The organism is Phytohabitans kaempferiae, assembly GCF_042433955.1.
Lineage (GTDB): Bacteria > Actinomycetota > Actinomycetes > Mycobacteriales > Micromonosporaceae > Phytohabitans > Phytohabitans kaempferiae.
Genome location: NZ_JBHLUH010000058.1, coordinates 1 through 19,884, shown reverse-complemented (window position 1 = coordinate 19,884; position 19,884 = coordinate 1). Strand labels below are relative to the sequence as shown.

23 protein-coding genes and 1 pseudogene are annotated in these 19,884 nt (G+C 72.8%); 8 read left to right on the top strand and 16 right to left on the bottom strand.

Annotated elements, in window-relative coordinates:
• Positions 1 to 6: 6 nt before the first annotated feature.
• The 4 genes from ACFFIA_RS26845 to ACFFIA_RS26830 all read right to left on the bottom strand — a co-directional run bounded on the left by ACFFIA_RS26845 (position 7) and on the right by ACFFIA_RS26830 (position 2,684).
• The gene (locus ACFFIA_RS26845) at positions 7 to 681 is read right to left on the bottom strand and encodes a TetR/AcrR family transcriptional regulator (RefSeq protein WP_377255385.1); all 675 of its coding nucleotides are present in this window, start codon (positions 679 to 681) and stop codon (positions 7 to 9) included.
• A gap of 309 nt (positions 682 to 990) precedes the next feature.
• The gene (locus ACFFIA_RS26840) at positions 991 to 1,332 is read right to left on the bottom strand and encodes a hypothetical protein (protein WP_377255382.1); all 342 of its coding nucleotides are present in this window, start codon (positions 1,330 to 1,332) and stop codon (positions 991 to 993) included.
• A gap of 44 nt (positions 1,333 to 1,376) precedes the next feature.
• Positions 1,377 to 2,198, bottom strand: a complete 822-nt coding sequence (locus tag ACFFIA_RS26835; protein ID WP_377255379.1) for an alpha/beta fold hydrolase — start codon at positions 2,196 to 2,198, stop codon at positions 1,377 to 1,379.
• 96 nt (positions 2,199 to 2,294) lie between these two features.
• Positions 2,295 to 2,684, bottom strand: coding sequence for a hypothetical protein (locus tag ACFFIA_RS26830; RefSeq protein WP_377255376.1), 390 nt, complete (start codon positions 2,682 to 2,684; stop codon positions 2,295 to 2,297).
• Between ACFFIA_RS26830 and ACFFIA_RS26825 the strand changes: the two genes are divergently transcribed.
• From ACFFIA_RS26825 to ACFFIA_RS26815, 3 genes are read left to right on the top strand one after another with little or no spacing between them, the layout of a single operon-like run.
• The gene (locus ACFFIA_RS26825) at positions 2,604 to 2,996 is read left to right on the top strand and encodes an SRPBCC family protein (protein WP_377255566.1); all 393 of its coding nucleotides are present in this window, start codon (positions 2,604 to 2,606) and stop codon (positions 2,994 to 2,996) included. The two genes, ACFFIA_RS26830 and ACFFIA_RS26825, sit on opposite strands and share 81 nt — an antisense overlap.
• 34 nt (positions 2,997 to 3,030) lie before the next feature.
• Positions 3,031 to 3,396 (top strand): DUF2255 family protein, encoded by a 366-nt coding sequence (locus ACFFIA_RS26820; protein WP_377255373.1) that lies wholly within the window; start codon positions 3,031 to 3,033, stop codon positions 3,394 to 3,396.
• Positions 3,393 to 3,905, top strand: coding sequence for a class I SAM-dependent methyltransferase (locus tag ACFFIA_RS26815; RefSeq protein WP_377255371.1), 513 nt, complete (start codon positions 3,393 to 3,395; stop codon positions 3,903 to 3,905). Before ACFFIA_RS26820 ends, ACFFIA_RS26815 begins: the two co-directional genes overlap by 4 nt.
• A gap of 159 nt (positions 3,906 to 4,064) precedes the next feature.
• Here ACFFIA_RS26815 and ACFFIA_RS26810 read toward each other — a convergent pair whose 3' ends face one another.
• Complete coding sequence (locus ACFFIA_RS26810) at positions 4,065 to 4,646, bottom strand: LURP-one-related family protein (RefSeq protein WP_377255368.1); 582 nt, start codon at positions 4,644 to 4,646, stop codon at positions 4,065 to 4,067.
• A 159-nt stretch (positions 4,647 to 4,805) separates the two neighbouring features.
• Here ACFFIA_RS26810 and ACFFIA_RS26805 point away from each other — a divergent pair, with 159 nt between their 5' ends.
• Together ACFFIA_RS26805 and ACFFIA_RS26800 are read left to right on the top strand one after the other, a co-directional pair.
• Entirely contained in the window at positions 4,806 to 6,836 is a 2,031-nt protein-coding gene (locus ACFFIA_RS26805) for a serine hydrolase (RefSeq protein WP_377255365.1), read from the top strand.
• A gap of 82 nt (positions 6,837 to 6,918) precedes the next feature.
• Complete coding sequence (locus ACFFIA_RS26800) at positions 6,919 to 8,451, top strand: sigma-70 family RNA polymerase sigma factor (RefSeq protein ID WP_377255362.1); 1,533 nt, start codon at positions 6,919 to 6,921, stop codon at positions 8,449 to 8,451.
• A gap of 1,530 nt (positions 8,452 to 9,981) precedes the next feature.
• On the opposite strand, the gene ACFFIA_RS26795 is transcribed toward ACFFIA_RS26800, so the two are convergent.
• Positions 9,982 to 10,446, bottom strand: coding sequence for a YflT domain-containing protein (locus ACFFIA_RS26795; protein ID WP_377255359.1), 465 nt, complete (start codon positions 10,444 to 10,446; stop codon positions 9,982 to 9,984).
• The gene (gene wrbA / locus ACFFIA_RS26790; RefSeq protein ID WP_377255356.1) at positions 10,443 to 11,072 is read right to left on the bottom strand and encodes an NAD(P)H:quinone oxidoreductase; all 630 of its coding nucleotides are present in this window, start codon (positions 11,070 to 11,072) and stop codon (positions 10,443 to 10,445) included. Before wrbA ends, ACFFIA_RS26795 begins: the two co-directional genes overlap by 4 nt.
• Positions 11,073 to 11,198: 126 nt before the next feature.
• On the opposite strand from wrbA, the gene ACFFIA_RS26785 reads away from it, so the two are divergent.
• Positions 11,199 to 11,411, top strand: coding sequence for a DUF6458 family protein (locus ACFFIA_RS26785; RefSeq protein ID WP_377255353.1), 213 nt, complete (start codon positions 11,199 to 11,201; stop codon positions 11,409 to 11,411).
• Between the two features lie 62 nt (positions 11,412 to 11,473).
• Here ACFFIA_RS26785 and ACFFIA_RS26780 read toward each other — a convergent pair whose 3' ends face one another.
• From ACFFIA_RS26780 to ACFFIA_RS26770, 3 genes are all read right to left on the bottom strand, one after another.
• Positions 11,474 to 11,899, bottom strand: coding sequence for a DUF2267 domain-containing protein (locus ACFFIA_RS26780; RefSeq protein WP_377255350.1), 426 nt, complete (start codon positions 11,897 to 11,899; stop codon positions 11,474 to 11,476).
• Between the two features lie 63 nt (positions 11,900 to 11,962).
• Positions 11,963 to 12,640, bottom strand: a complete 678-nt coding sequence (locus ACFFIA_RS26775) for a BON domain-containing protein (RefSeq protein WP_377255347.1) — start codon at positions 12,638 to 12,640, stop codon at positions 11,963 to 11,965.
• A 162-nt stretch (positions 12,641 to 12,802) separates the two neighbouring features.
• The gene (locus ACFFIA_RS26770) at positions 12,803 to 13,162 is read right to left on the bottom strand and encodes a hypothetical protein (protein WP_377255344.1); all 360 of its coding nucleotides are present in this window, start codon (positions 13,160 to 13,162) and stop codon (positions 12,803 to 12,805) included.
• Between the two features lie 339 nt (positions 13,163 to 13,501).
• Here ACFFIA_RS26770 and ACFFIA_RS26765 point away from each other — a divergent pair, with 339 nt between their 5' ends.
• Positions 13,502 to 14,545, top strand: a complete 1,044-nt coding sequence (locus ACFFIA_RS26765) for a LuxR C-terminal-related transcriptional regulator (protein WP_377255341.1) — start codon at positions 13,502 to 13,504, stop codon at positions 14,543 to 14,545.
• Here the strand turns inward: ACFFIA_RS26765 and ACFFIA_RS26760 are convergent.
• The gene (locus ACFFIA_RS26760; RefSeq protein ID WP_377255338.1) at positions 14,529 to 15,209 is read right to left on the bottom strand and encodes a BON domain-containing protein; all 681 of its coding nucleotides are present in this window, start codon (positions 15,207 to 15,209) and stop codon (positions 14,529 to 14,531) included. The two genes, ACFFIA_RS26765 and ACFFIA_RS26760, sit on opposite strands and share 17 nt — an antisense overlap.
• A gap of 35 nt (positions 15,210 to 15,244) precedes the next feature.
• Entirely contained in the window at positions 15,245 to 15,739 is a 495-nt protein-coding gene (locus ACFFIA_RS26755; protein WP_377255335.1) for a MarR family winged helix-turn-helix transcriptional regulator, read from the bottom strand.
• A 40-nt stretch (positions 15,740 to 15,779) separates the two neighbouring features.
• Between ACFFIA_RS26755 and ACFFIA_RS26750 the strand changes: the two are divergent.
• Positions 15,780 to 16,640, top strand: a pseudogene (locus ACFFIA_RS26750) (EamA family transporter); the annotation flags it as partial.
• A 34-nt stretch (positions 16,641 to 16,674) separates the two neighbouring features.
• Here the strand turns inward: ACFFIA_RS26750 and ACFFIA_RS26745 are convergent.
• Genes ACFFIA_RS26745 through cysT form a run of 4 tightly spaced genes read right to left on the bottom strand, consistent with a single transcriptional unit; the run spans position 16,675 to position 19,792 of the window.
• Positions 16,675 to 17,094, bottom strand: a complete 420-nt coding sequence (locus ACFFIA_RS26745; RefSeq protein ID WP_377255332.1) for an RrF2 family transcriptional regulator — start codon at positions 17,092 to 17,094, stop codon at positions 16,675 to 16,677.
• The gene (locus tag ACFFIA_RS26740; RefSeq protein ID WP_377255330.1) at positions 17,094 to 18,059 is read right to left on the bottom strand and encodes a sulfate/molybdate ABC transporter ATP-binding protein; all 966 of its coding nucleotides are present in this window, start codon (positions 18,057 to 18,059) and stop codon (positions 17,094 to 17,096) included. Before ACFFIA_RS26740 ends, ACFFIA_RS26745 begins: the two co-directional genes overlap by 1 nt.
• Before the next feature lie 58 nt (positions 18,060 to 18,117).
• Positions 18,118 to 18,954 (bottom strand): sulfate ABC transporter permease, encoded by an 837-nt coding sequence (locus ACFFIA_RS26735; RefSeq protein WP_377255326.1) that lies wholly within the window; start codon positions 18,952 to 18,954, stop codon positions 18,118 to 18,120.
• Positions 18,947 to 19,792, bottom strand: a complete 846-nt coding sequence (cysT, locus tag ACFFIA_RS26730) for a sulfate ABC transporter permease subunit CysT (protein WP_377255324.1) — start codon at positions 19,790 to 19,792, stop codon at positions 18,947 to 18,949. The genes ACFFIA_RS26735 and cysT overlap by 8 nt, the downstream gene beginning before the upstream one ends.
• Positions 19,793 to 19,884: the final 92 nt, after the last annotated feature.

Below are 19,884 nucleotides of genomic sequence, written 5' to 3'. Positions count from 1 at the left end.
GCCGGCTCATGAGCGGACCTTGCGCACGAGCCACAGCAGGTCGGCGGTCACCGCGCGCATGCCGGGCAGCCGGGTGACCCGGATCAGGCGCCCCAGCAGCGGCGTCGCGAGGTCGATGAGGCGGCGCGTCCGGTCCTGCCCGTGCGACGTGTCGTGCACCCAGTGCAGCGTGAGCGCGAGGTGGCCCAGCCACAGCAGCTCCGGCAGGTCGTCGCGCAACTGCTTGTCGACCGCCGGCTTCGAACCCTCGACCACCTCGCGGAAGAGCCCCACCGCCGCCTCCCGCGCCACGGCCGACTCCGTGCTGAACGGGCTCGACGGCGAACGCGGGTTGATCGCCACGCCAATGAACGAGCCGGCGAAGTCGTGATAGGGCGCCATCACCGTGATGCCGGCGTGCAGTACGCCACGCAGGCGGTCGACGAAACCCTTCTGCCGCAACGCCTCCGCCGCCTCCTCGCGGTGCTGGCGCTGGATCTGCGCGTAGAACTCCTGGACCAGGTGATCCTTCGAGCGGAAGTAGTAGTACGCGTTGCTCACCGACAGCCCTGCCGCGTCGGCGATCGCGCGCATGGTCGTGCGCTCGTAGCCCCGCTCGGCGAACAGCCGCAGCGCGGTCTGGACGATCAGCTCGCGCGTCCGCTCACCGTGCGCGGGCGGCGCACCGGCCGGTTTGGACATCCCACGCACCTCCGGATTTGAACATGTTCAAATCACGCTCAACGTAGCCCGCGATTTGAACTTGTTCAAGACCGCCCGTCGCGACTGTGGCACGGGACTCGTGTCCCACGAGGGAGGAGCGCAGGCTCAGGCGTGCGAAGGCGCCCCGCACGAGGCGCCCCCGCACGAGGCGCTTGCCCAGTCGCGGACGCCACGCCTACGCGAGGGGCCGCGCAGGGGGCAGGCTCAGGGCTTCACCGGCCTGCGTGCGAGGCGCCCGCGCCGCGGGCAGGCTCAAGGCTCACGGACGCGCCGGGCAGGGCACGAGGGCTAGCGAGGCTGGCTCATCCACTCCCATGCCCGCCGCAGGCCGTGCTGGACCTGCTCGCTCACCGGGCGCCCGGCCTCGGCCGCGATCGGGTCGGCGTGGGGGTCGCGCAGGTCGGTGCCGGGCACGGCCAGTATCACGCCGCGGCGGCGGAGCTGGGCGATCTGCTCGCGGTCGGCGAAGCGGTGCCCGTCCGGGGTGTCGACGATCAGGCCGTGGAAGATGTCCGGGCCCTCGTCGGCGAGGACGTGCTCGACCTCGCCGACGAGGACCTCGTTGCTGTCGTACACGGGCACGCCGTCGGGCAGGACGGTGTACGCCAACGGTTCGCCAAGTGCCTCCACGCCCTGACCGTACCCACTGGCGAGCGTTTCATGCCGGAAACAGCTCAGCTGGCCCAGACCGCCGGCTCGGGGTCGAGGAACGCCAGCGTTACCGCCGCGAAGAGGGGGGACCCGAAGAGGTTGTAGTGCGTGAGGCCGGGCAGGATGGCGAGCGCGTGACCTCCCTTGGGCCGGCCCTCGCCCATCCAGCCGCCGTCGCGCAGTCCGCCGTCGAGCAGCTTGAACGCCTCGACGTAGTGGCTCGGCGGGGCCATGTCCGCGTCGCCGGCCACGAGCATCGTCGGTACGCGCAGGCCGCGCACATCCTCGCTGTAGTCGAACTCGTGCGCCATCGCCTCGCCGACCTTGTCGAGCAGCCGCGGGAAGTCCTCCGGGCGGGGCGCGACCTTCTCGTACGTCTGGTACATCGGCGTGTCCTTCATGAACTCCGCCGCGGCCGCGTTGACCTGGCCCTGCTGCTCGCGCATCTCGGCGGGGATCGCGTCGGTGCGCACGTGCGCCGAGGCGCTGACCAGCTTGCCGACCTTCTCGGGGTGCCTCACCGCGACCTGCAACGCCACGCCGCCGCCCATCGAGTAGCCGACCACGTCGGGCCGGTCGAGGCCGAGGTGGTCGATGAGCGCCGCGACGTCGTCCGCCATGAGCCTGAGGTCGATCGGGCGGTCGATGTCGGCGGTGCGGCCGTGCCCCTGGAGGTCCACCAGGATCACCCGGTGGCGCTCGGTGAGCGTGGGCAGGATCGGGGCGAACATCTCGCCCGACCCGAGACCGCCGTGCAGCAGGATCAGCGGCCGGCCGGTGCCGTGCGTCTCGTAGTACAGGTTGATGCCGTTGACGTCGGCGTACTGGCCGGTGGTGTCGCTCATGGTGCCGCTCCCTCGAAGTCTGGCTCGTATCTTGTCGGGTCAGACTCCGCGGCGACGGCGAACTCATCGCTCGCCGGAGAAAAAGATCAGGTCCGTTCAACCGCTCGTGGCGTCGCTCGTGGTGCCGCCCGCCGGCCTGCTCATCCCGCCGCTCGTCGCGTCACCGGTGGTGGTCGGTGCCACCTTTCGGCCCTTTCTGTCCTTTTTCGCCAGGCGGCGTACGCTCGCCGGGCCGGCCGTACCGCCCGTGGTCGTCACCGCGCCGTGGCCGCGCGTGGGGCCGCCGTCACGCCGGGTCTCCTCGTCCAAGGTCTCGGTGCTCTCGCCAGGAATGCGCTCAGCCATGCGGCACGGATACCCGCGACCGCTCGCGGTAACCTCCGCCACGCTGGGTATGAGACAGGCATGGAGATCAGTGGCAGGTACGGGTTCCACGCGCCGTCCGAGGTGGTCTTCAACAACCTCACCGACCCCGACCGGGTGCACCGGTGGCTTCCCATCGGCCTGCACGTGGAGCGGCGGAGCGCGGAGCGGATCCTGTTGATCGCGCCGGTGGGGTCGACCGAGTGCGAGATCGACACGGCGGTGGACGACAAGCGGCTGACGCTGCGGTCGATCGACGCGCCGGGCGTACACGGCACCGCCACGGTCGAGGACGACCCCGCCGGCGGCAGCCGTGTGCACGTGGTGGTGAGCGCCGAGGGCGTCGACCTGGACCCGGAGAGCGTGCGCGACGTGCTCGCCGAGACCATGAGCGCCCTGTGCAGCGACGTGGACGAGAACTTCAACACGGGCTGAGCGCCCGCCCCGCCCGGCGCGTAGGCTCGGGCGCATGGTGGGTGACAACGCGGTCGACTACCTCGCGCGCACCGACACCGTGCGCATCGCCACCGAGTTGCGTGACGGGGGCGAGGTCGTCACCCCGATCTGGGCGGTCGTGGTCGACGGCGTGCCGTACGTGCGCAGCGGCTACGGCGACACCTCGAAGTGGTACCGGCGGGTGCGGCGCACCGGCCGGGCCACGTTCGTCGACGGGCGGCAGCGCTACCCCGCGAGCGTCGAGGCGGTCCACGACGAGCGGGCGATCGCGCGGGTCGACGAGGCGTTCCGGGCCAAGTACGCCCGGTATGGCGGCCCGCTGCGCGCGATGCTCGCGCCGGAGGTGCGCGGATACACCATGCGGGTCACGCCGCGGTGACACCGCGCGCGGCCGGCGACCGGCAGCGCTGGGCCGTGGAGAGCATGGCGGTCGCCGCCGGTGACCGCGTCCTGGAGATCGGTTGCGGTGGGGGCACGGCCACGTCGCTGGTCGCCGCACGCCTCGACAGCGGCCGGGTCCTCGCGATCGACCGGTCGGCCACCGCGGTACGGGCCGCGCGCGAGCGCAACGCCGCCCGCATCTATGCCGGTACGGTCGAGGTGAGGCAGGCCGACATCACCTCCGCCGAGCTGCCGGAAGGGGAGTTCGACCGCGTCTTCGCGGTCAACCTGAGCCTCTTCTGGCTCGCCACGCCGGCCGGGCTGGTCGAGCGGGTGCGCCGCCTGCTGGCTCCCGGCGGCACGCTCTACGTCTTCGCCGAGCGCCCGACCCGCGCGGCGGTGGCGGCGATCGCGGGCGAGACGGCGCGGGCGCTGCGGGCCGGTGGCTTCGACCCGGTGACCGCCTCGGTCACGCGCAACCGGGCGGCGGTGGTGGCGGCCCGCTGACCACTGTGGACTGTCAGATGTGGAGCGACCCCGGAAGCGGCCGGCGGGAGAGAGATGCCGCCGGCCGCGGGGGGCCGGCCCGCGAGGGCGCCGGCCGCAGCTAGCCACAAGCTGTCGATACCGAACGTAAGCCGCCCGGTCTGTTTCGGCAACGGAGTTTCAGCGGCCCTGCAACGCGTCGAGGGCCACCGCCATCGCGATGACGAGCCGCCGGTCGATGTTGGGATCGTGGATGGAGACCACGTACCGGTCGCGCAGGCCCCACTTCTTCACCACCGAGAACGCCGGCTGGCCGCCCTCGAAGACGAAGTCGAAGTGGTAGGGCAGCCAGGACAGCGACTCCGCGAAGCGGCGCAGGATCGCGACCCACTGGCTGCGCTCCTGTCCCGTCGCGGGCGGCAGGCCGGGCTGCTCGAGGATCCACGTCGAGCGCAGCAGCGACTTCGCGAAGTCTTTGCGGAACAACCCGATGGGGGCGCCGGAGGGGTCGGTCACGTCGTACGTCGAGGCGAGGTCCATCACCTTGCGGGCCTTGAACCCGAGCACCGGATGCTGCTTGGTGTCGTCGGCGTAGAGCGTGACCTGCTCCTTGAAGGCCATCCGCTTCTGCTGGGCGAACGCCACCATCCCGGCCTCGGACCCGTCCGGGCCGGCGGCGTGCACCTCGTACTGGTTGACCATCATGCGGATCCGCTGCCGCACGACGAGAGTTTGCAGGCTCTGTAGCTGTTGAGTGCTCATAGGTGCGCGAGTCTGCCACAGACGCACAAGAACCGCCGCCCGCTGTCAAGCCGGCCACCGCGGCCCGCCCGCTGTCAGGTAGGTGACAGCCGAAAGGTGTTGGTGGCCGTCGCGCCGCCCCCTCGTTTCCGGTGTAAGCCACGACACCAGGAGGGGATCATGATCTATCTGTCCAAGGCGTGGCGGCGGGCTCGCCGGTCGCGCCGCCGCACCCGCCTCGCGGTCGCCGGCGTCGCGCTGGCCGGCGTCGCCGCCGCGCTCGTCGCCGGGGGACCGGTGGCCAACGCGCATCCCGGCCAGCCGTCGGCCGTGTTCGACCCGAACGAGGTCGGCTGGGCTGGCCTGCGCGACCGCACGATGGTCGAATTCGACCAGGACCTCGAGGAATGGGGCAAGCGCGGCTTCTACCCGGTCGACATCGAGGTGGACACGTTCACCGGTGCGCCGACCTTCGGCGGCGCCTTCCAGTACAACGTGGACAAGCGGGCCTGGCTTGTCGACACCGTGATGACCGAGGACGAGTACGAGGCGAAGTTCGAGCAGGCCAAGAAGGACGGGCTGCGGCTGGTGGACCGCGAGGTCTACCTCTACAAGGGCGAGTGGCACATCGGCGCGGCCTGGGTCGCCAACAAGGAGAAGCTCGGCTGGCACGCGCGCTTCGGCCTCACGCTCGACGAGTTCGACGACTACGCCAAGGAGCAGCGCGGGGCGAAGCGGATCCCGATCGACTTCGACATGTTCAAGACCTCGGAGGGGGTCCGGTACGGCGCCATCTTCCTGGACAACAAGGAGAACCTCGACTGGCACCTGCACGGCGACCTGAGCAGCGCGGAGTTTTCGACCACGTTCGACGAGTACGACGCGGACGGCTTCCGGATGCTCTCCTTCGACTCGGCGCCGAGCGACGAGCAACTGTACGGCGGCATCTGGGTCGAGAACGCGAACGACCGAGGCTGGCGGATGCGGCGCGCGATGACCCAGCACGAGTACGGGAACTGGTGGCACAACTACGTGGACCAGGGCTACCGGCAGATCTTCGTCGGCCGGTACCAGGTCGGCTCCGAGGTGCGGTACGCGGCGATCTGGCGGCAGAACAACGACCGCCCCGACTGGCGGCGGAAGCCGCAGGTCGACCGGATCGTCGAGCAGGAGATGGCCGAGGACGACGTGCCCGGCGTCGCCGTCGCGGTGATGGAGAACGGCACCTTCCGGTACACGCGCGGCTTCGGCAGGGCGGACATCGCCGAGGACGAGTGGATGGACTCGGGCCACGTGATGCGCTGGGCCTCGGTGGCGAAGGCGGTCGGCGGCGCGCTCACCATGCGCCTGCACGAGCAAGGCGAGCTGGGCGCGCTGGGCCGGGACAGCCAGGCCGGCGACCACTTCGACGACCTGCCCGGCCACCACGAGGCGACGCTGGAGCAGTTGGCCAGCAACCGCGGCTGCGTGCGGCACTACGCGGGCAGCAAGTCGTCGTCACTGAAGGCGACCGACCCCGAGCAGTACGAGGCGGAGAAGGACGCCGACGCCCTGATGGCGCAGACCTGGTACGCCAACGCGACAGCGGCCGCGTACGCCTTCCACGACGACCCGCTGCGCTGGTACGAGGGCGGGGTCGTCCACACCGACTGCGAGCCGGGCACGCGCGAGCTGTACAGCACGCACGGGTACACCATCCTGGGGGCCGCCCTGGAAGGCGCGACCGGCGTGGGCGTGAAGGACCTCGTGCGGCAGGAGATCAGCGACCCGCTCGGCCTGGAGACGCTGCGCCAGGAGGAACTGGGCGGCCCGCCGGTGCGCCGCGCGAAGATCTACTCGGGCGCGGCCAACGCCGAGGCCGACCCCGACGAGATCACCTGGAAGACGCTCGGTGGTGGGCTGGAGTCGGACGTGCGGGACATGGCCCGCTTCGGCACCGCGCTGATCGACGGCAAGATCGTCAACGACACCGACCACATCTGGGACGGCACCGCGCACAACTGGGGCTACGCCTACGGCTGGAACGTCGGTACCGACGGCGGCCACCGCTTCGCCAGCAAGTCCGGCGGGCAACTCGGCTCCGACGCGCACCTGTTGCTGTACCCGGACGACGGCATCGCGATCGCCGTGCTCATCAACCGGGAGGAGCTCACCAACTCGGCGGACCACGGGAGCGCGATCGCCAAGCAGATCGGCGCGCTGATGGTCTGACCACCCCCGCGACCCGGTGGCCCTGGACGTACGCGTTCCGGGGCCACCGGCCCGCGTGCGAAAGGGGGATACCGTGCCGGAGATGGACGACACCTCGCTGGTGGCCGCGATGGTCGCCGGCGACCCGCGCGGGCTCGACGGCGCCTACCGCCGCTACGCGCCCCGGCTGTACGCGTACTGCCGGTCGATCCTGCGCGACGCCGACCTGGCCGCCGACGCGGTGCAGGACACGTTCGTCGTCGCCGGGCGGCGGGCCGGGCAGCTGCGCGAGCCGGAGCGGCTGCTGCCGTGGCTGTACGCGATCGCCCGCCACGAGTGCCTGCGCCAGCTCCGGGACCGCCGCCGGGAGACGCCGGCCGAGCTGGACGACACCACCGCCGACACGGCCGACCTCGGTGCCGGCCTGCGCGCCGCCGAGGCGCGCGAGCTGGTGCACGCGGCCGCCGCGGGGCTCGGCGCGGGCGACCGCGAGGTGATCGAGCTGGCGCTGCGGCACGGGATGTCCGCGGTGGACATCGGCGCGGTGCTCGGCATCTCCGCCAACCACGCGCACGCCCGCCTCTCCCGCGCCCGCGCCCAGCTCGAACGGGCGCTCGGCGTGCTGCTGGTGGCACGGGCGGGGGCCTGCCCCACGCTGCGTGAGCTGGTCGCCGGCTGGGACGGCCGGCTCGACCCGCTGCTGCGCAAGCGGCTGGGCCGCCACGTCGACGGCTGCGCCCGGTGCCTGGCCAGCCGGGGCGCGTTGCTCAGCCCGGCGGCGCTGCTGAGCGGGTACGTGGCGGCGCCGTTCGCCGCCCTGCCGGTCCCGGCCTGGCGCCCCGGCGAGGCACCGGAGATCCGGCTCGACCGGGACGGCTTCCCGGCGACCCGCCGGCGTGGGACCTGGGCGGTGGCCGGTGCCGCGGCGGCGGTGGTGGCGGTGCTGGTGGTGATCGCGCTGACCCGACCCGGCGAGCCCGACCCGGCGCCCGCGCTCGCCGGCGGCACACCGACCCCGGCACCGTCCACCACTCCCACCGCGGCGGCGCTCGGCGGGTCGCCCGGCCCGGTCGCCGTCGCCCCGACCGCGTCCGACCCGGCGCCGCCGGGACCGTCCACACCGGAGCCGCCGGCGCCGGAGCCGCCCGGGTCGGGCATCACGATCACGGTGAGCGGCGGCGTGCGGTGCGGCTCGGACGGCTTCTCGTACACGCTCTCCGTCGAGGCGGTCGCCAACCGCGAAATGACCGCCGCCAGGCTCTACTGGCGCGGCGCCGACTCCGGCACAGAGAGCGCCGCCATGACCGCGACCGGCCCCAGCTCCGCCCGGGGCAGCCGGGCCGCCCTGCGCCATCCACGGGTCGTGTGGTGGGTCCGCGGCACCGCGGCCGACGGCACCACCGGCGAGAGCCCGCGCGCCACCTCCGCCAACCCCTGCCGCGTCGGCGGGCCGAGCGGCTTCACTGTGCGGACGACGGCACCGGCGTCGCCAGGCCGGACAGCGCCGCGTCCAGGTCGGCCGGGCGCTCCCACAGGGCCCGGGAGAGCCGCGTGTTGCTGCCGGTCCAGACCATCCGCAGCACCGGGGCGCCGCGCCGCACGTCGAGGGCGAGCATCGGGCGGCGCTGCTGGTTGAGGCCGGTCAGCCCGAAGAGGGGTATCGGACCGGTGCCCGACCGCCCCAGCGCGGTGCGCTCGCGCCGCCAGGCGTCGTACGCGGCGGCGAAGCGCCACGGCGCCGACCGGGCGAGCTGGCCGTAGAGGGCGGCGACCCAGGCGTCGGTGTACGCGGCGCGCAGGTAGCGGGTCGGGAAGCCGTCGAGCAGCGCGGCCACGTCGGTGTCGACCTGTACCCCGGCGCTCTCCAGCGCGGCGGCGACCGCGTGCTCGTCGAGGAGCGCGGCCAGCGGGCGGGCCTCCTCCGCGCTCGCCACCTGCCACCGCTCGGCCGGCGTGGCGGTGCGGCCGGCGGTGCTCCACAGCCACGGCGTGGCGTCCCACCGGTGGTCCTGGTTGACGCCGATCAGCGGCTCGATCCCGAGCGTGAGGGCGCCGTCGCGGACCCGGACGGTCAGCCACGGTCCGCGCTTGCCCGGGTCGGGGCCGTAGCGGGCCAGCGCCACCACCGCGCGCCGGGCGTACCGGCCGCTGCGCTCGCGCGGGAAGTGCCAGCACAGCAGCCCCGCGTCGAGGCGGGCCAGATCGCCGGCGAGCGCGTCACGCGGGGTCACCAGCGCGCCCGCCACGTCGGTGTGCAGGTCGGGCGCCGCCGCGGCCGCGTCACGCTTTTCGATCTCCCGCCGCAGCCGGTTGCGCTCGCGGCGCGGGTCGGCCTTCGGGGGAGTGCTGCGCAGCGTGTGGCGGTAGCCGTACCAGAGTCGGGCCGTGTCGACGACGGCCTGCTCGTCGCCGGTCACCGTGCGCTCGGCGGAGGTGTCGCGGTCGTGGCCGAGCCCGTCGTCCGGGTCTTCCAGCATCGTCACCTCGAACGCCGGCTCGCCCGCGCTGTCGAGGTCGTACGTCACGTCGGCGTCGCGCACCCACGAGCGGCGGTCGGCGGAGAGGCCGCCCTCGCCGGGCGGCAGCGTGCGCCGCACGCGGACCACGGTCACCTGGAAGCGCGCGGTGGTCGGCGGCTGATCGCACACCAGCCCGGTCGTGCCCGGCGGCAGCGACCCGTAGAAGTCCTGGTAGGGCTCGAGCTCCGCGAACTCGGTCTCGATCCCGGCCGCGCGCAGCCGCCCGGCGACGCCGGACAGCAGTGCCCGCCGGCGCTCCCGGTGCGGGTCGGCCGGCGGTAATGGAGAGGCGTTCGGCGGAGGCATGTGCCACGATCTTGCCATGCCGGAGGTGTCCGTACGGCCCATGACGCACGCGGAGTTCGTGGAGTGGGAGGACCTTCTCGCGCGGCGCTACGCGGATTCGAAGGTCGCCGCCGGGACCTGGGCGCCGGAGACCGCGTACGAGCGGGCCCGCTCGGCCAACGCGGCCCTGCTGCCGGACGGGCGCGGGGCCGAGGCGGGCGCGGGGCCGAGGCGGGCGCTGAGCCGTCACGCAGCCGCGGCGGCGGCTCAGCGGGGCGTGGCCGGACCCGGCGGCGCCGTCCGCCGGGTCCGGGTCTGGGGCCGGCGTCAGGACAGCCCGCCCGACCGTCCTGACGCCGGCGTCAGTGGGCCGGTATCCGGTCCAGCAGGCGGACCGCCTCGTCGGCGCGGTCCGCGTCGATCATCAACGCGTACTCGCTGGCCTGTAGCCCGGTCACCGAGGAGAAGTCGCGCCCGCCGCCGGTCAGGGCGTGCGCGACCGCGCCGAAGATGGCGCCCCAGATGGTGCCGAGGACCAGCGCGGTGAGGATCACCCACCACCAGTTCCGGTCGGCGAAGATGCCCAGCAGCAGGCCGATCAGCAGACCGATCCAGGCACCGGTGGCCGCGCCGGAGAGCGCCGCCTTGGCCACCGTCATGCGGCCGGTCACCCGTTCGACCATGCGCAGGCCGGTGCCGACGATGGCGACCCGGTCGACCGGAAACCCGTTGTCGGAGAGGTGGTCGACGGCGTGCTGCGCGACCGGGTAGTCGGTGTACGAGGCGACGGTCACCGTCGGGCGGCCGTCGACCAGTGTCTGCGTCATCGGGTCGACTCCTCCTTCGGGCGCAGCCGTTGGGTGATCTCGGCGAGCCGCTGCCCCTGGTACTGCGCCGCGCGCAGGGTCTGGTCGTCGGGCAGCTCCGGCGGCTGGCCGGTGGGCCAGGAGACGCCGTACGGATTGCCCCCCGCCTCGTAGAGGACCGGGTCGGTGTACCCGGGCGGCACGATGATCGAGCCCCAGTGGCTGAACAGGTTGAAGAGCGAGACGAGCGTCGTCTCCTGCCCCCCGTGCCGGTTGATGCTCGACGTGAACGCGGTCGCCGGCTTGTCGGTGAGCACGCCGTTGAGCCACAGCCCGCCGGCCTGGTCCAGAAACTGCTTGAGCTGCGCCGACACCATGCCGAACCGGGTCGGCGTGCCGAACGCGTACGCGTCCGCCCAGGCCAGGTCGTCCAGCCTCGCCTCCGGGACCGTCTCGCGCGTCCGGTCGACGTGGGCCCGCCAATCGGGGTTGGCGTCGATGGCGGTGTCCGGCGCCAGTTCGGGCACGCGGTGTACCCGTACGTGGGCGCCCGCCTTGACCGCCCCCTCGGCCAGCGCCTCGGCGAGACTGTGCACGTTGCCGGTGGCCGAGTAGTAGATCACGGCGATGTTGACGTCTTTGGCCATACGTCCACGCTTTGCCGTGGTCGGGTGAAAGCACGCCACCCGGGCTGGGTGAGCGGCGCCGATCCGGGCCATTGGGGCGCGGTACGTTCGGTGGGATCGGCAGCCTAGCGGCGGAGGCCTTGACCATTGGGCATCGGCGGGGGAATCTTCTTGATCGCGCTCGGCGCCGTGCTGGCGTTCGCGATCCAGGTCAATCCCTGGTGGATCGACCTGCGGGCGACCGGCGTCATCGTGATGCTCGCCGGTGCCGCGGTCGTGCTCGTCACGCTCTGGTACTGGCAGGACCGGCGACGCCGCGCGGCCGCCGCCGCCGAGCCCCGGTTGCCGCCGCCGGAGTGAGGTGAGCCACGACGATAGCGCCGCGACCCGGTGTGGGGTCGCGGCGCCGCTGCGTACAGGCGCTACGGGATCATCGGGGAGTACTCGTCCGGCAGGCTGGCCCGCACGTCGTCCCACTCGCCCGGCGTGACGTGGCGCCTGAGCGCGAAGAGGACCGACCGCACCAGCCGCGGCGTGCCGCCCTCGACGTCGATCGGGCACTCCTCGCGCACCTGCTGGAGCCACTCGTCGAGGCTCATCCGCACCGGTACCTGTCCCGGCTGCCAGCCCTCGTAGTAGATGCCCCGCACCAGCGTGGGCAACTGGGCGGCGAGCTGCGCGGACTCGTCCACCGAGAGACGGTCGCGCAGTGCGTGCAGTACCGCGCGGAGCGCCTTGTACGACAGGTTGCGCCGCTCCTTCGGCATGTCCAGCGCGCGTTCGATGTCCTTCAGCAGTACGTCGGTCTTCTCGATCGTGTCGGCGACGTACGCGTGTGCGTTACCCATCCGGCTGCCCTCCCGGCCGGGCCCGGACCACGACAGGTCCGAGCCCTCAGCTCGCGTACACGGTCAGGGTTCGATGGTGATCCGGTTGATCACCGAGGTGATGCCCGGCGCGGACCAGGCGACCCGCTCGGCCTCCTGCTTCTCCATCCACGACCGCACGATGCCGGTCAGCGTGACCCCGCCCTCGTCGATCCGGACCTGGAGGTTGTTGGCGTCGGTCTCGACGCTGCGCACCAGCGCGTCCTGGATCCGGCGCTGCAACTCGTCGGGAGCTGGCTGGACCCGCGGGCGTACCGAGATCAGGTTGGTCACGCCGCGCACGCCGGAGAGCCCGCGGACCGCGCGGTGGGCGGCCCGGCGCTGGTACTCCCACTCGACGTCGCCGCGCAGGGTGATCCAGCCCTTGGAGACGGTCAGGTCGATCCGGTCGGTCGGCACCAGGGCGTCCCACTCCAGGGCGCGCGTGGAGGCCGCCGCGACGTCGGAGTCCGAGCGCTCGGCGGAGCTCGGCAGCCGCACCTCGATGTCGTTCGCCACCGCGCGTGTGCCGCGTACCCGCTGGGCCGCGCGTTCGGCGGCCCACTTCTTGATGAAGGTGTCGACCCAGCCGGTCAGGGTGACGATCCCGTCCTTGACGGCGACCCCGACCTCGTTCGGCTGGAGCCGGGCATCCCACCGGATCTCCGCCATCACGTCCTGTTGGATTTCCTCGTCGCTACGTATAGCAACGGCGGTGGTCATGCGATCCGTCCTTCCCACGAAGATGACCTGTGCACCGTCCAGGCTGGCGTGGGATGAGGTGAGGCGGGCTCGCGCGGGACGGGTGATCCGGGGCTCATCCGGGCGGAGGGCACCGTCGGCGATGAGGAGGCGGGATCGGCGCCGCGGGGGAGTGCGGGACGGTCAGCGGCGGCAGGTGCCGGGCAGCAGCGCCATGCGGACGGTCGTGAGCGCCGCGCCGATGAGGATCAGCCGCTCCGGACCGACCCTCCGGGCAAGCGCCGCGGAGAGGACGTAGTGCGCCAGCCGGTCGTATTCGTCGTTGGTGAGGCCGCGCGGCCCCAGGTAGGCGATGAAACCCGCCACGGCGTGCTCGGCCCGCCGGGCCAGCGTGCCGCCGACCAGCAGGGTCAGCGCGTTCTTCAACGAATCGCGCGCGGTGTGACGCGCCATCCCCAGTGCCGGTGCCAACCACGGATCGGCGCGGATGGACCGGCACGCCTGCTCGACAAGTTCGCGGGAGTCGACCACCATTTGCAGCACGTGACTGATTCCACACTGTCCGGAGTGGCCTGCCAATCCGTAGGATTACCGATCCATGGCGCCGACCCCGCGTCGTGGCGGCGCCGCGACCGCCGCTGAGTTGATCCACTTCGGACGGACGACACGGCGGTGCACCCGCGTCTGAGCAAAGAGGACGGCCGTTCGCGACATCATCGCCGGTACGCGCTGGCCTCTGGTATCCCGGTTCGCGCCGGCAAACTCCTGATAGATGCCATCGACGCCGCACGGCGGGCCGTATATTCACAGCGTGCCCGCGGGATTGGGCGGCTCGAGGCGCGGACTGGCGGTAACCTACCGCGGGTAAAGCGAGGTGTGACCGTGGCCGACCGCACTCTGGGCGCGCTGCGCGTGGTCCGCGAGATCGTCGCGATCGCCTCGGGCGGGGGCGACCTGACCGAGCGGGCCGAGGCGCTGCTGGAGCCGCTGCACCGGCTGGTGCCATACAGCGCGGCCTGGGTCTCGTTGCTCGACCCGCGACACGGCGAGCAGTCGCCGCTGGTCAGCCGCGGCCATCCCGACGGTTTCGACCAGCACATGAGCGGTCCCGCCGGAGTCGCCGACGTGGAGCTGGTCGGCCTGACCCGCGAGCGGCGGGCGATCCGGCTCAGCGAGGCGGCGGTGCCGCTGGACGAGGTGCGTTCGTGGGCGGAGTTTCTCAAGCCCGCCGGCTTCCGTAACGGGCTCGCCACCGGGCTGTTCGCCGACGACGGGCGCTACCTCGGGGTGCTGGGGCTCAGCACCGACACCGACGACCATCCCACCGCGGCGGCCCGCGACCTGCTCACCAGCCTGGTCAGCACCGTCAGCCGGGCGCTGGATCCGATGCGCTCGCTGGGCGCCGCCGCGCTGATCGTGCGGGACGCGCGGGCCGGCGTGGTGCTCACCGCCGCCGACGGCACGCTGCCCCTGCCCGGCCTGCCCGGCCATCCGTTGCTGCGCCCCGGTTCGCCGGTGCTCCGGGCGGCCGCGGCACACGCGGGCCGCCAGGACCACAGCACGTTCCTGTGCCCGCAGCCGGCGTCGCGCTGTCCCGCCGTGGCGCGCAGCGACCGGCACCTGCGGGTCACGGTGCTCGCCCGCACCGCCTCGGTGCCGCGCCACCTGGCCGGCGTCGCGGTGCTGTCGCCGCCCGGCCCGCTGCACGGGCTGAGCCGGATCGAGCTGGAGATCCTCGGGCGGCTCATCGAAGACTGGTCGCTGCCGCGGATCGCCGCCGCCCTGGCGGTGCCGCCGCGCACCGTCGCCGCCCACCTGGAGGCGATCCAGGCGCGGCTGGGCGCGCCGAGCGCCACGCAGGCGGTGCTGCGCGCGCTGCGGCAGGGGCTCTACGTGCCGATCGAGCTGGCTACGGGCCGATCCTGATGTTGTTCTCCACGTAGCGCACGCCCGGTGCCGACCAGGCCGCCCGCTCCGCGTCCCGCCGCTCCGGCCACGACCGTACGGCACCGCGCAGGATCACCTTGTCGCCGTCCTGCTCCACCATGATCCGCTCGGCGTCGGTCTCCGCGCTGCGCCTGAGGGCCTGCGCGATCCGCTGTTCCAGGGCCTTCGGCTCGGTGCGCTGGCGCGGCCGTACCGCGATCGAGTTGGTCACGCCGCGCACGCCGGCCAGTGCCCGCACCGAGCGTTCGGCCTCGCGGCGCTCGTACTCCCACTCGACCTCGCCGCGCAGGATCACCCGGCCGTCGGAGACGGTGACCTCGATCTGGCCCGGCGGGACCAGCGCGTTCCACTCCAGCGTGCGGGCCGCCGCGCCGGCGACGTCCGCGTCGGTGGGCGCACCCCCGCCGCCCGGCGGGCGGATCTCGATCTCGTTGGCGACCGCCGTCACGCCCCGTACCCGCTGGGTCGCCCGCTCGGCCGCCCACCGCTTGACGTAGTTGTCCACCCAGCCGGCGAGCGTCACGATGCCGTCCCCCACCGCGACGGCGACCTCGTTGGGCTGCACGCGCGCGTCCCAGCGCAGCTCCGCCAGGACGTCCCGCTGGACCTCTTCGTCGGTACGTACCTCCGGTGTCGTCGTCATGCCGGCATGTTCCGGCGCGACCGGGTGAGGCTCCATCACCCGCCGGGGGCGGCCCGGGCCAGCCAGGCCGTCAGCAGCGCCTCCAACTGGGCCGCCTCCTCCGGGCTGAGGGCGGAGAGCAGCCGCCGCTCGTTGTGCATGTGCTCGGTGAACGCCCGGTCGATCAGCTCCCGTCCGGCCTCGGTCAGCGCCACCACACGGCCGCGCCCGTCGCGGAGGCTGCGCCGCCGGGTCACCAGGCCGGCCCGCTCGAGGCGGTCGATCCGCTTGGTCATGCCGCCGGTGGTGACCATCGTGTACGCGGCGAGCTCGCCGGGCGCCCGCTCGTAGGGCTCGCCGGCCCGGCGCAGCGTGGCGAGCACGTCGAACTCGCCCTCGCTCAGCCCGTGCCGGCGGTACACCACGCACAGCTCCTCGGTCAGGAGGGCGGCGAGCCGGTGCAGCCGCCCGATCACCCCCTGCGGGGAGACGTCGAGGTCGGGGCGCTCGCGGGCCCACTCCCGCTGGATGCGGGACACGTGATCGGTCACACGAGACAGGATACCTTCCTGGGAAGCTATTATCGGGATCATGGTGACTCGCGCGGTGCCGGCCGAGGGGGAGCGGGCCGGCCGGGGCTCGGGCGCCGTCTGGCGGTGGTCGCTGGTCTGCGCGGTCGCGCCGGTCGCGTGGGGGAGCAACTACTTCGTGACCCGCGAGTACCTGCCGCCGGACGCCCCGCTCTACGGCGCCGCGATCCGGGCGCTGCCGGCAGGGCTGCTCCTGCTCGCGCTGAGCCGGCGGCGGCCGAGGGGCGCGTGGTGGTGGCGCTCGCTGCTGCTCGGCGCGCTCAACGTCGGCGCGTTCTTCGTGTTGATCTACCTCTCCTCGCAGCTCCTCGCCACCAGCGTCGCCTCGACGATCATGGCGGCCGCGCCGGTGATGATGATGCTGATCGCCTGGGCCCTGATCGCCGAGCGGCCGCGCGCGCTCACGGTGGCCGGCGCGGTGGTGGGCCTCGCCGGCGTGTGGCTGATGCTCTTCCGCGGCTCGGGGCCGGTCGACTGGCGGGGTGTCGCCGCCTCGGCGACGGCGATGGTGATGTCGTCGCTCGGGTACGTGCTCACCAAGCGCTGGGGGCGGGACGTGGACGTGCTGGCCGGTACGTCGTGGCAGCTCGTTGCCGGGGGAGTGCTGCTGCTGCCGTTCGCGGTCGCGGTCGAGGGCGCGCCGCCGGCACTGGACGCGCCGGCGCTGTGGGGCTTCGCGTACGTCACCGTGGTCGCGACCGCGATCGCCTTCGCCGCCTGGTTCGCCGGGCTGCGCCACCTCGGCGCCGCGACCGTGGGGCTGGTCGGGCTGCTCAACCCGGTGACCGGCGTCCTGCTCGGTACGGCCGTCGCAGGCGAGGCGCTCACCTCGGCCCAGGTCGCCGGGATCGCGCTCGTCCTCGCCGGCGTGCTGGCCGGGCAGGCGGCCGCCCGGGTCAGGCGGTCGCCCGCCACTGCGACGGCAGCAGGTCCTCCAGCGTCGTCCGGTCCACGACGTCCGCGATGGCCTCGTGCAGGGTCAGCCACAGCTCCGGCAGGCTGCTCGCCACCCCGTGGTAGTTGACCTGGTCCGGCGGGAGCCCGCGGACCGTGCTCAACGAGCCGTTGATCGCGCGCAGCACGTCGCCCACCGTGATCTCGGACGGCGGGCGGGCCAGCGTGTACCCGCCGTCCGTGCCGCGCTGGCTCGTGAGCAGGCCGGCACGGCGCAGGTCGGACAGGATGTCGTGCAGGAAGCCCAGCGGGATCGCCTGCGCCTCGGCCAGCTTCGTGGCCGAGACCGGACCTCCGTCGGAGAAGCCAGCGGTGGCGACGAGTGCCCTGAGGGCGTAGTCGCTCCGGGCGGAGATGTGCACTATGCCTCCACGGTCGCGGCGAGCGCTTCCGGCGCCAGCGCGACCCGCACGGTCGCGCCTTCGTCGAGGTCGAGCGAACGGAAGCGGGTCCGCGTGAGTGTCACGACGACGACCTGGTCGTCGGTGGTCACCTCGACCCGGATCTCGAAGCCGATCCGGGTGATCCGCGTGATCCGCCCGGTCACCGCGCCCGGCTCCGCGTCGCCGGTGTGCAGGACCAGGTCGTGCGGGCGTACGAGCCGCTCGCCGAGCTGCGTGACCGGGCCGAGGAAGCGCATCACGAAGTCGTTGGCGGGCGCGTCGTACAGCTCGTCGGGGGAGCCGATCTGCTCGATCCGCCCCTCGTTGATCACGACGATCTCGTCGGCGACCTCGAGCGCCTCTTCCTGGTCGTGCGTCACGAAGACCGTGGTCACGTGCACCTCGTCGTGCAGGCGGCGCAGCCAGTCACGCAGCTCCTTGCGGACCTTGGCGTCCAGTGCGCCGAACGGCTCGTCGAGCAGCAGCACCGTCGGCTCCACCGCGAGCGCGCGGGCCAGCGCCATCCGCTGCCGCTGGCCACCGGAGAGCTGCGCGGGCAGCCGGTCGGCGAACTGCTCCAGGTGCACCAGCGCGAGCAGCTCGTCGACCCGCTCGCGGATCTCCGCCTTGGGGCGTCGGCGGATCTCCAGTCCGAAGGCGACGTTGCGGCGTACCGACAGGTGCTTGAACGCGGCGTAGTGCTGGAAGACGAAGCCGACGTTGCGCTTCTGCGGCGGCAGGTTGGTGGCGTCGACGCCTTCGATCTCCACACGGCCGGTGTCGGCCTGCTCCAGCCCGGCGATGATCCGCAGCAGTGTGGACTTGCCGCCGCCGGACGGGCCGAGCAGCGCGGTGAGCTGCCCGGAGGGGATGCTCACGGAGACGTCGTCGAGCGCGACGAAGCTCCCGAATCGCTTGCCGACGTTGGTGATTTCGATGCTCACGGCCGTCCTCGCCTCGCAGACCTGTATGTGGTGGCTCGCCCGCCGGCTCGCGCGGCGCTCACTTGTGCTCCTTGGGCCGGAGCGCGGAGACGACGACGATCGCGGCGACCGCGACGAGGGCGAGCAGGAACGCGGCGGCGTAGGCGCCGCCCTTGTCGAAGTTGAGGTACTTCTCCTCGACCACGAGCGTGGTCGTGCGGGTCTCGCCGAGCACGTTGCCGGAGACCACCTTCACCGCGCCGAACTCGCCGAGCGACCGGGCCAGGCTCAGCACCACGCCGTAGATGACGCCCCACTTGATCGCGGGGAGGGTGATCCGCCAGAACGTCTGGAACCCGCCCGCGCCGAGGCTCCGCGCGGCCTGCTCCTGCTCGTCGCCGACCTCCTCCAGGACCGGCACGACCTCGCGGATCACCAGTGGCAGCGCCACGAACACCGTCGCCATGACGATGCCGGGCGTGGCGAAGATGACCTGGAAGCCGGCGCTCTCCAGCGTGGGGCCGAACCAGCCGGTGCGGCCGCCGTACACCAGCACGAGCGCGAGGCCCACGACGATCGGGGACACCGACAGGGGTACGTCGAGCAGCGCGCTGAGCAGCCGCTTGCCGGGGAACTGGTAGCGGACCAGCAGCAGCGAGACGCCGACCCCGAAGAGCGTGTTGATCACGACGGCGAGCACCGCGACCAGGAGGCTCAGCCGCAGCGCGTGTACGACGTCCGGGTCCTCCAGGATGCCCCGGAGGTTGTCCAGCCCGCCCTCGAACGTGTTCTGCCCGACGAGGGACAGCGGCCACGCGACGAGGAAGAACAGGTACGCGATCACGATCACGCGGGCCACGTAGCGGCCCGGGCCGCGCGGCGTGCGCGGCCGGGACGCGGTCACCGGCTCAGCCACGGCGCATCACCTTCCGCTGGATGACGTCGAGGATCACGATCACCGCGAACGAGATGGCGAGCAGCACCGAGGCGACGGCGGCGGCACTGTCCAGGTTGTCGTTCTCGATGCTGCTGAGGATGCGGACCGAGGTGACCTCGGTGCGCATCGGCAGGTTGCCGGAGAGGAGCACGAGCGAGCCGTACTCGCTGACGCCCCGCGCGAAGGAGAGCGCGGCGCCGGCGGCGATCGCCGGGGTCAGGCTGGGCAGGATGATCCGCCGGAACGTGGTGAACCGGCTGGCGCCCAGCGAGGCCGCCGCCTCCTCCACCTCGCGGTCGAGCTCGGCCAGCACCGGCTGCACGGTGCGGACGATGAACGGCAGCGTGACGAAGAGGAACGCCATGAAGACGGCGATCCGCGTGTTGTGGATGTCGATGCCGAGCGGGCTCGTCGGGCCGTACAGGGACAGCAGCACCAGGCCGGCGACGATCGTGGGCAGCGCGAACGGGATGTCGATCAGGATTTCCAGCAGGCGCTTGCCGAAGAACCGGTCCCGTACGAGTACCCACGCGATCAGCGTGCCCATCACGATGTTGACCAGCGTGACGCCGAACGCGGTGCCGACCGTGAGCCGGATCGCGGCGGCGGTCTGCTCGTTGGTGATCGCCTGCCAGAAGCGGCTCCAGCCGCCCTCGGAGGCGGTCACCACGACGGCCGTCAGCGGGATCAGCACGAGCAGGCTGAACCACAGCATCGCGATCCCCAGGCCGAGGCCGGAGGCGCGAGTGAGGCGGCCGCCCCGGGCCGATCGGCGCGCTGAGCCCGACCGGTCCGGGGCGAGGGTCGCGGAGGTCACTCCGCCCCCTGGTCCACTCGCTCGTGCGGCGCTGAAGGCGCCGCCGCGCCAACTCGCTCGCTCACTGTGCCTCCTGGTTCGCTCGCTCGTGC

What these genes read in the sequence shown, in the direction of transcription:
- ACFFIA_RS26780 (WP_377255350.1), bottom strand. Translation starts at nt 11,899, where the DNA reads ATGGGTAACGCACACGCGTACGTCGCCGACACGATCGAGAAGACCGAC.
- ACFFIA_RS26835 (WP_377255379.1), bottom strand. Translation starts at nt 2,198, where the DNA reads ATGAGCGACACCACCGGCCAGTACGCCGACGTCAACGGCATCAACCTG.
- ACFFIA_RS26795 (WP_377255359.1), bottom strand. Translation starts at nt 10,446, where the DNA reads ATGACGCAGACACTGGTCGACGGCCGCCCGACGGTGACCGTCGCCTCG.
- ACFFIA_RS26760 (WP_377255338.1), bottom strand. Translation starts at nt 15,209, where the DNA reads ATGACGACGACACCGGAGGTACGTACCGACGAAGAGGTCCAGCGGGAC.
- ACFFIA_RS26825 (WP_377255566.1), top strand. Translation starts at nt 2,604, where the DNA reads ATGGAGATCAGTGGCAGGTACGGGTTCCACGCGCCGTCCGAGGTGGTC.
- ACFFIA_RS26775 (WP_377255347.1), bottom strand. Translation starts at nt 12,640, where the DNA reads ATGACCACCGCCGTTGCTATACGTAGCGACGAGGAAATCCAACAGGAC.
- ACFFIA_RS26845 (WP_377255385.1), bottom strand. Translation starts at nt 681, where the DNA reads ATGTCCAAACCGGCCGGTGCGCCGCCCGCGCACGGTGAGCGGACGCGC.
- ACFFIA_RS26810 (WP_377255368.1), bottom strand. Translation starts at nt 4,646, where the DNA reads ATGAGCACTCAACAGCTACAGAGCCTGCAAACTCTCGTCGTGCGGCAG.
- ACFFIA_RS26820 (WP_377255373.1), top strand. Translation starts at nt 3,031, where the DNA reads ATGGTGGGTGACAACGCGGTCGACTACCTCGCGCGCACCGACACCGTG.
- ACFFIA_RS26805 (WP_377255365.1), top strand. Translation starts at nt 4,806, where the DNA reads ATGATCTATCTGTCCAAGGCGTGGCGGCGGGCTCGCCGGTCGCGCCGC.
- ACFFIA_RS26800 (WP_377255362.1), top strand. Translation starts at nt 6,919, where the DNA reads ATGGACGACACCTCGCTGGTGGCCGCGATGGTCGCCGGCGACCCGCGC.
- wrbA (WP_377255356.1), bottom strand. Translation starts at nt 11,072, where the DNA reads ATGGCCAAAGACGTCAACATCGCCGTGATCTACTACTCGGCCACCGGC.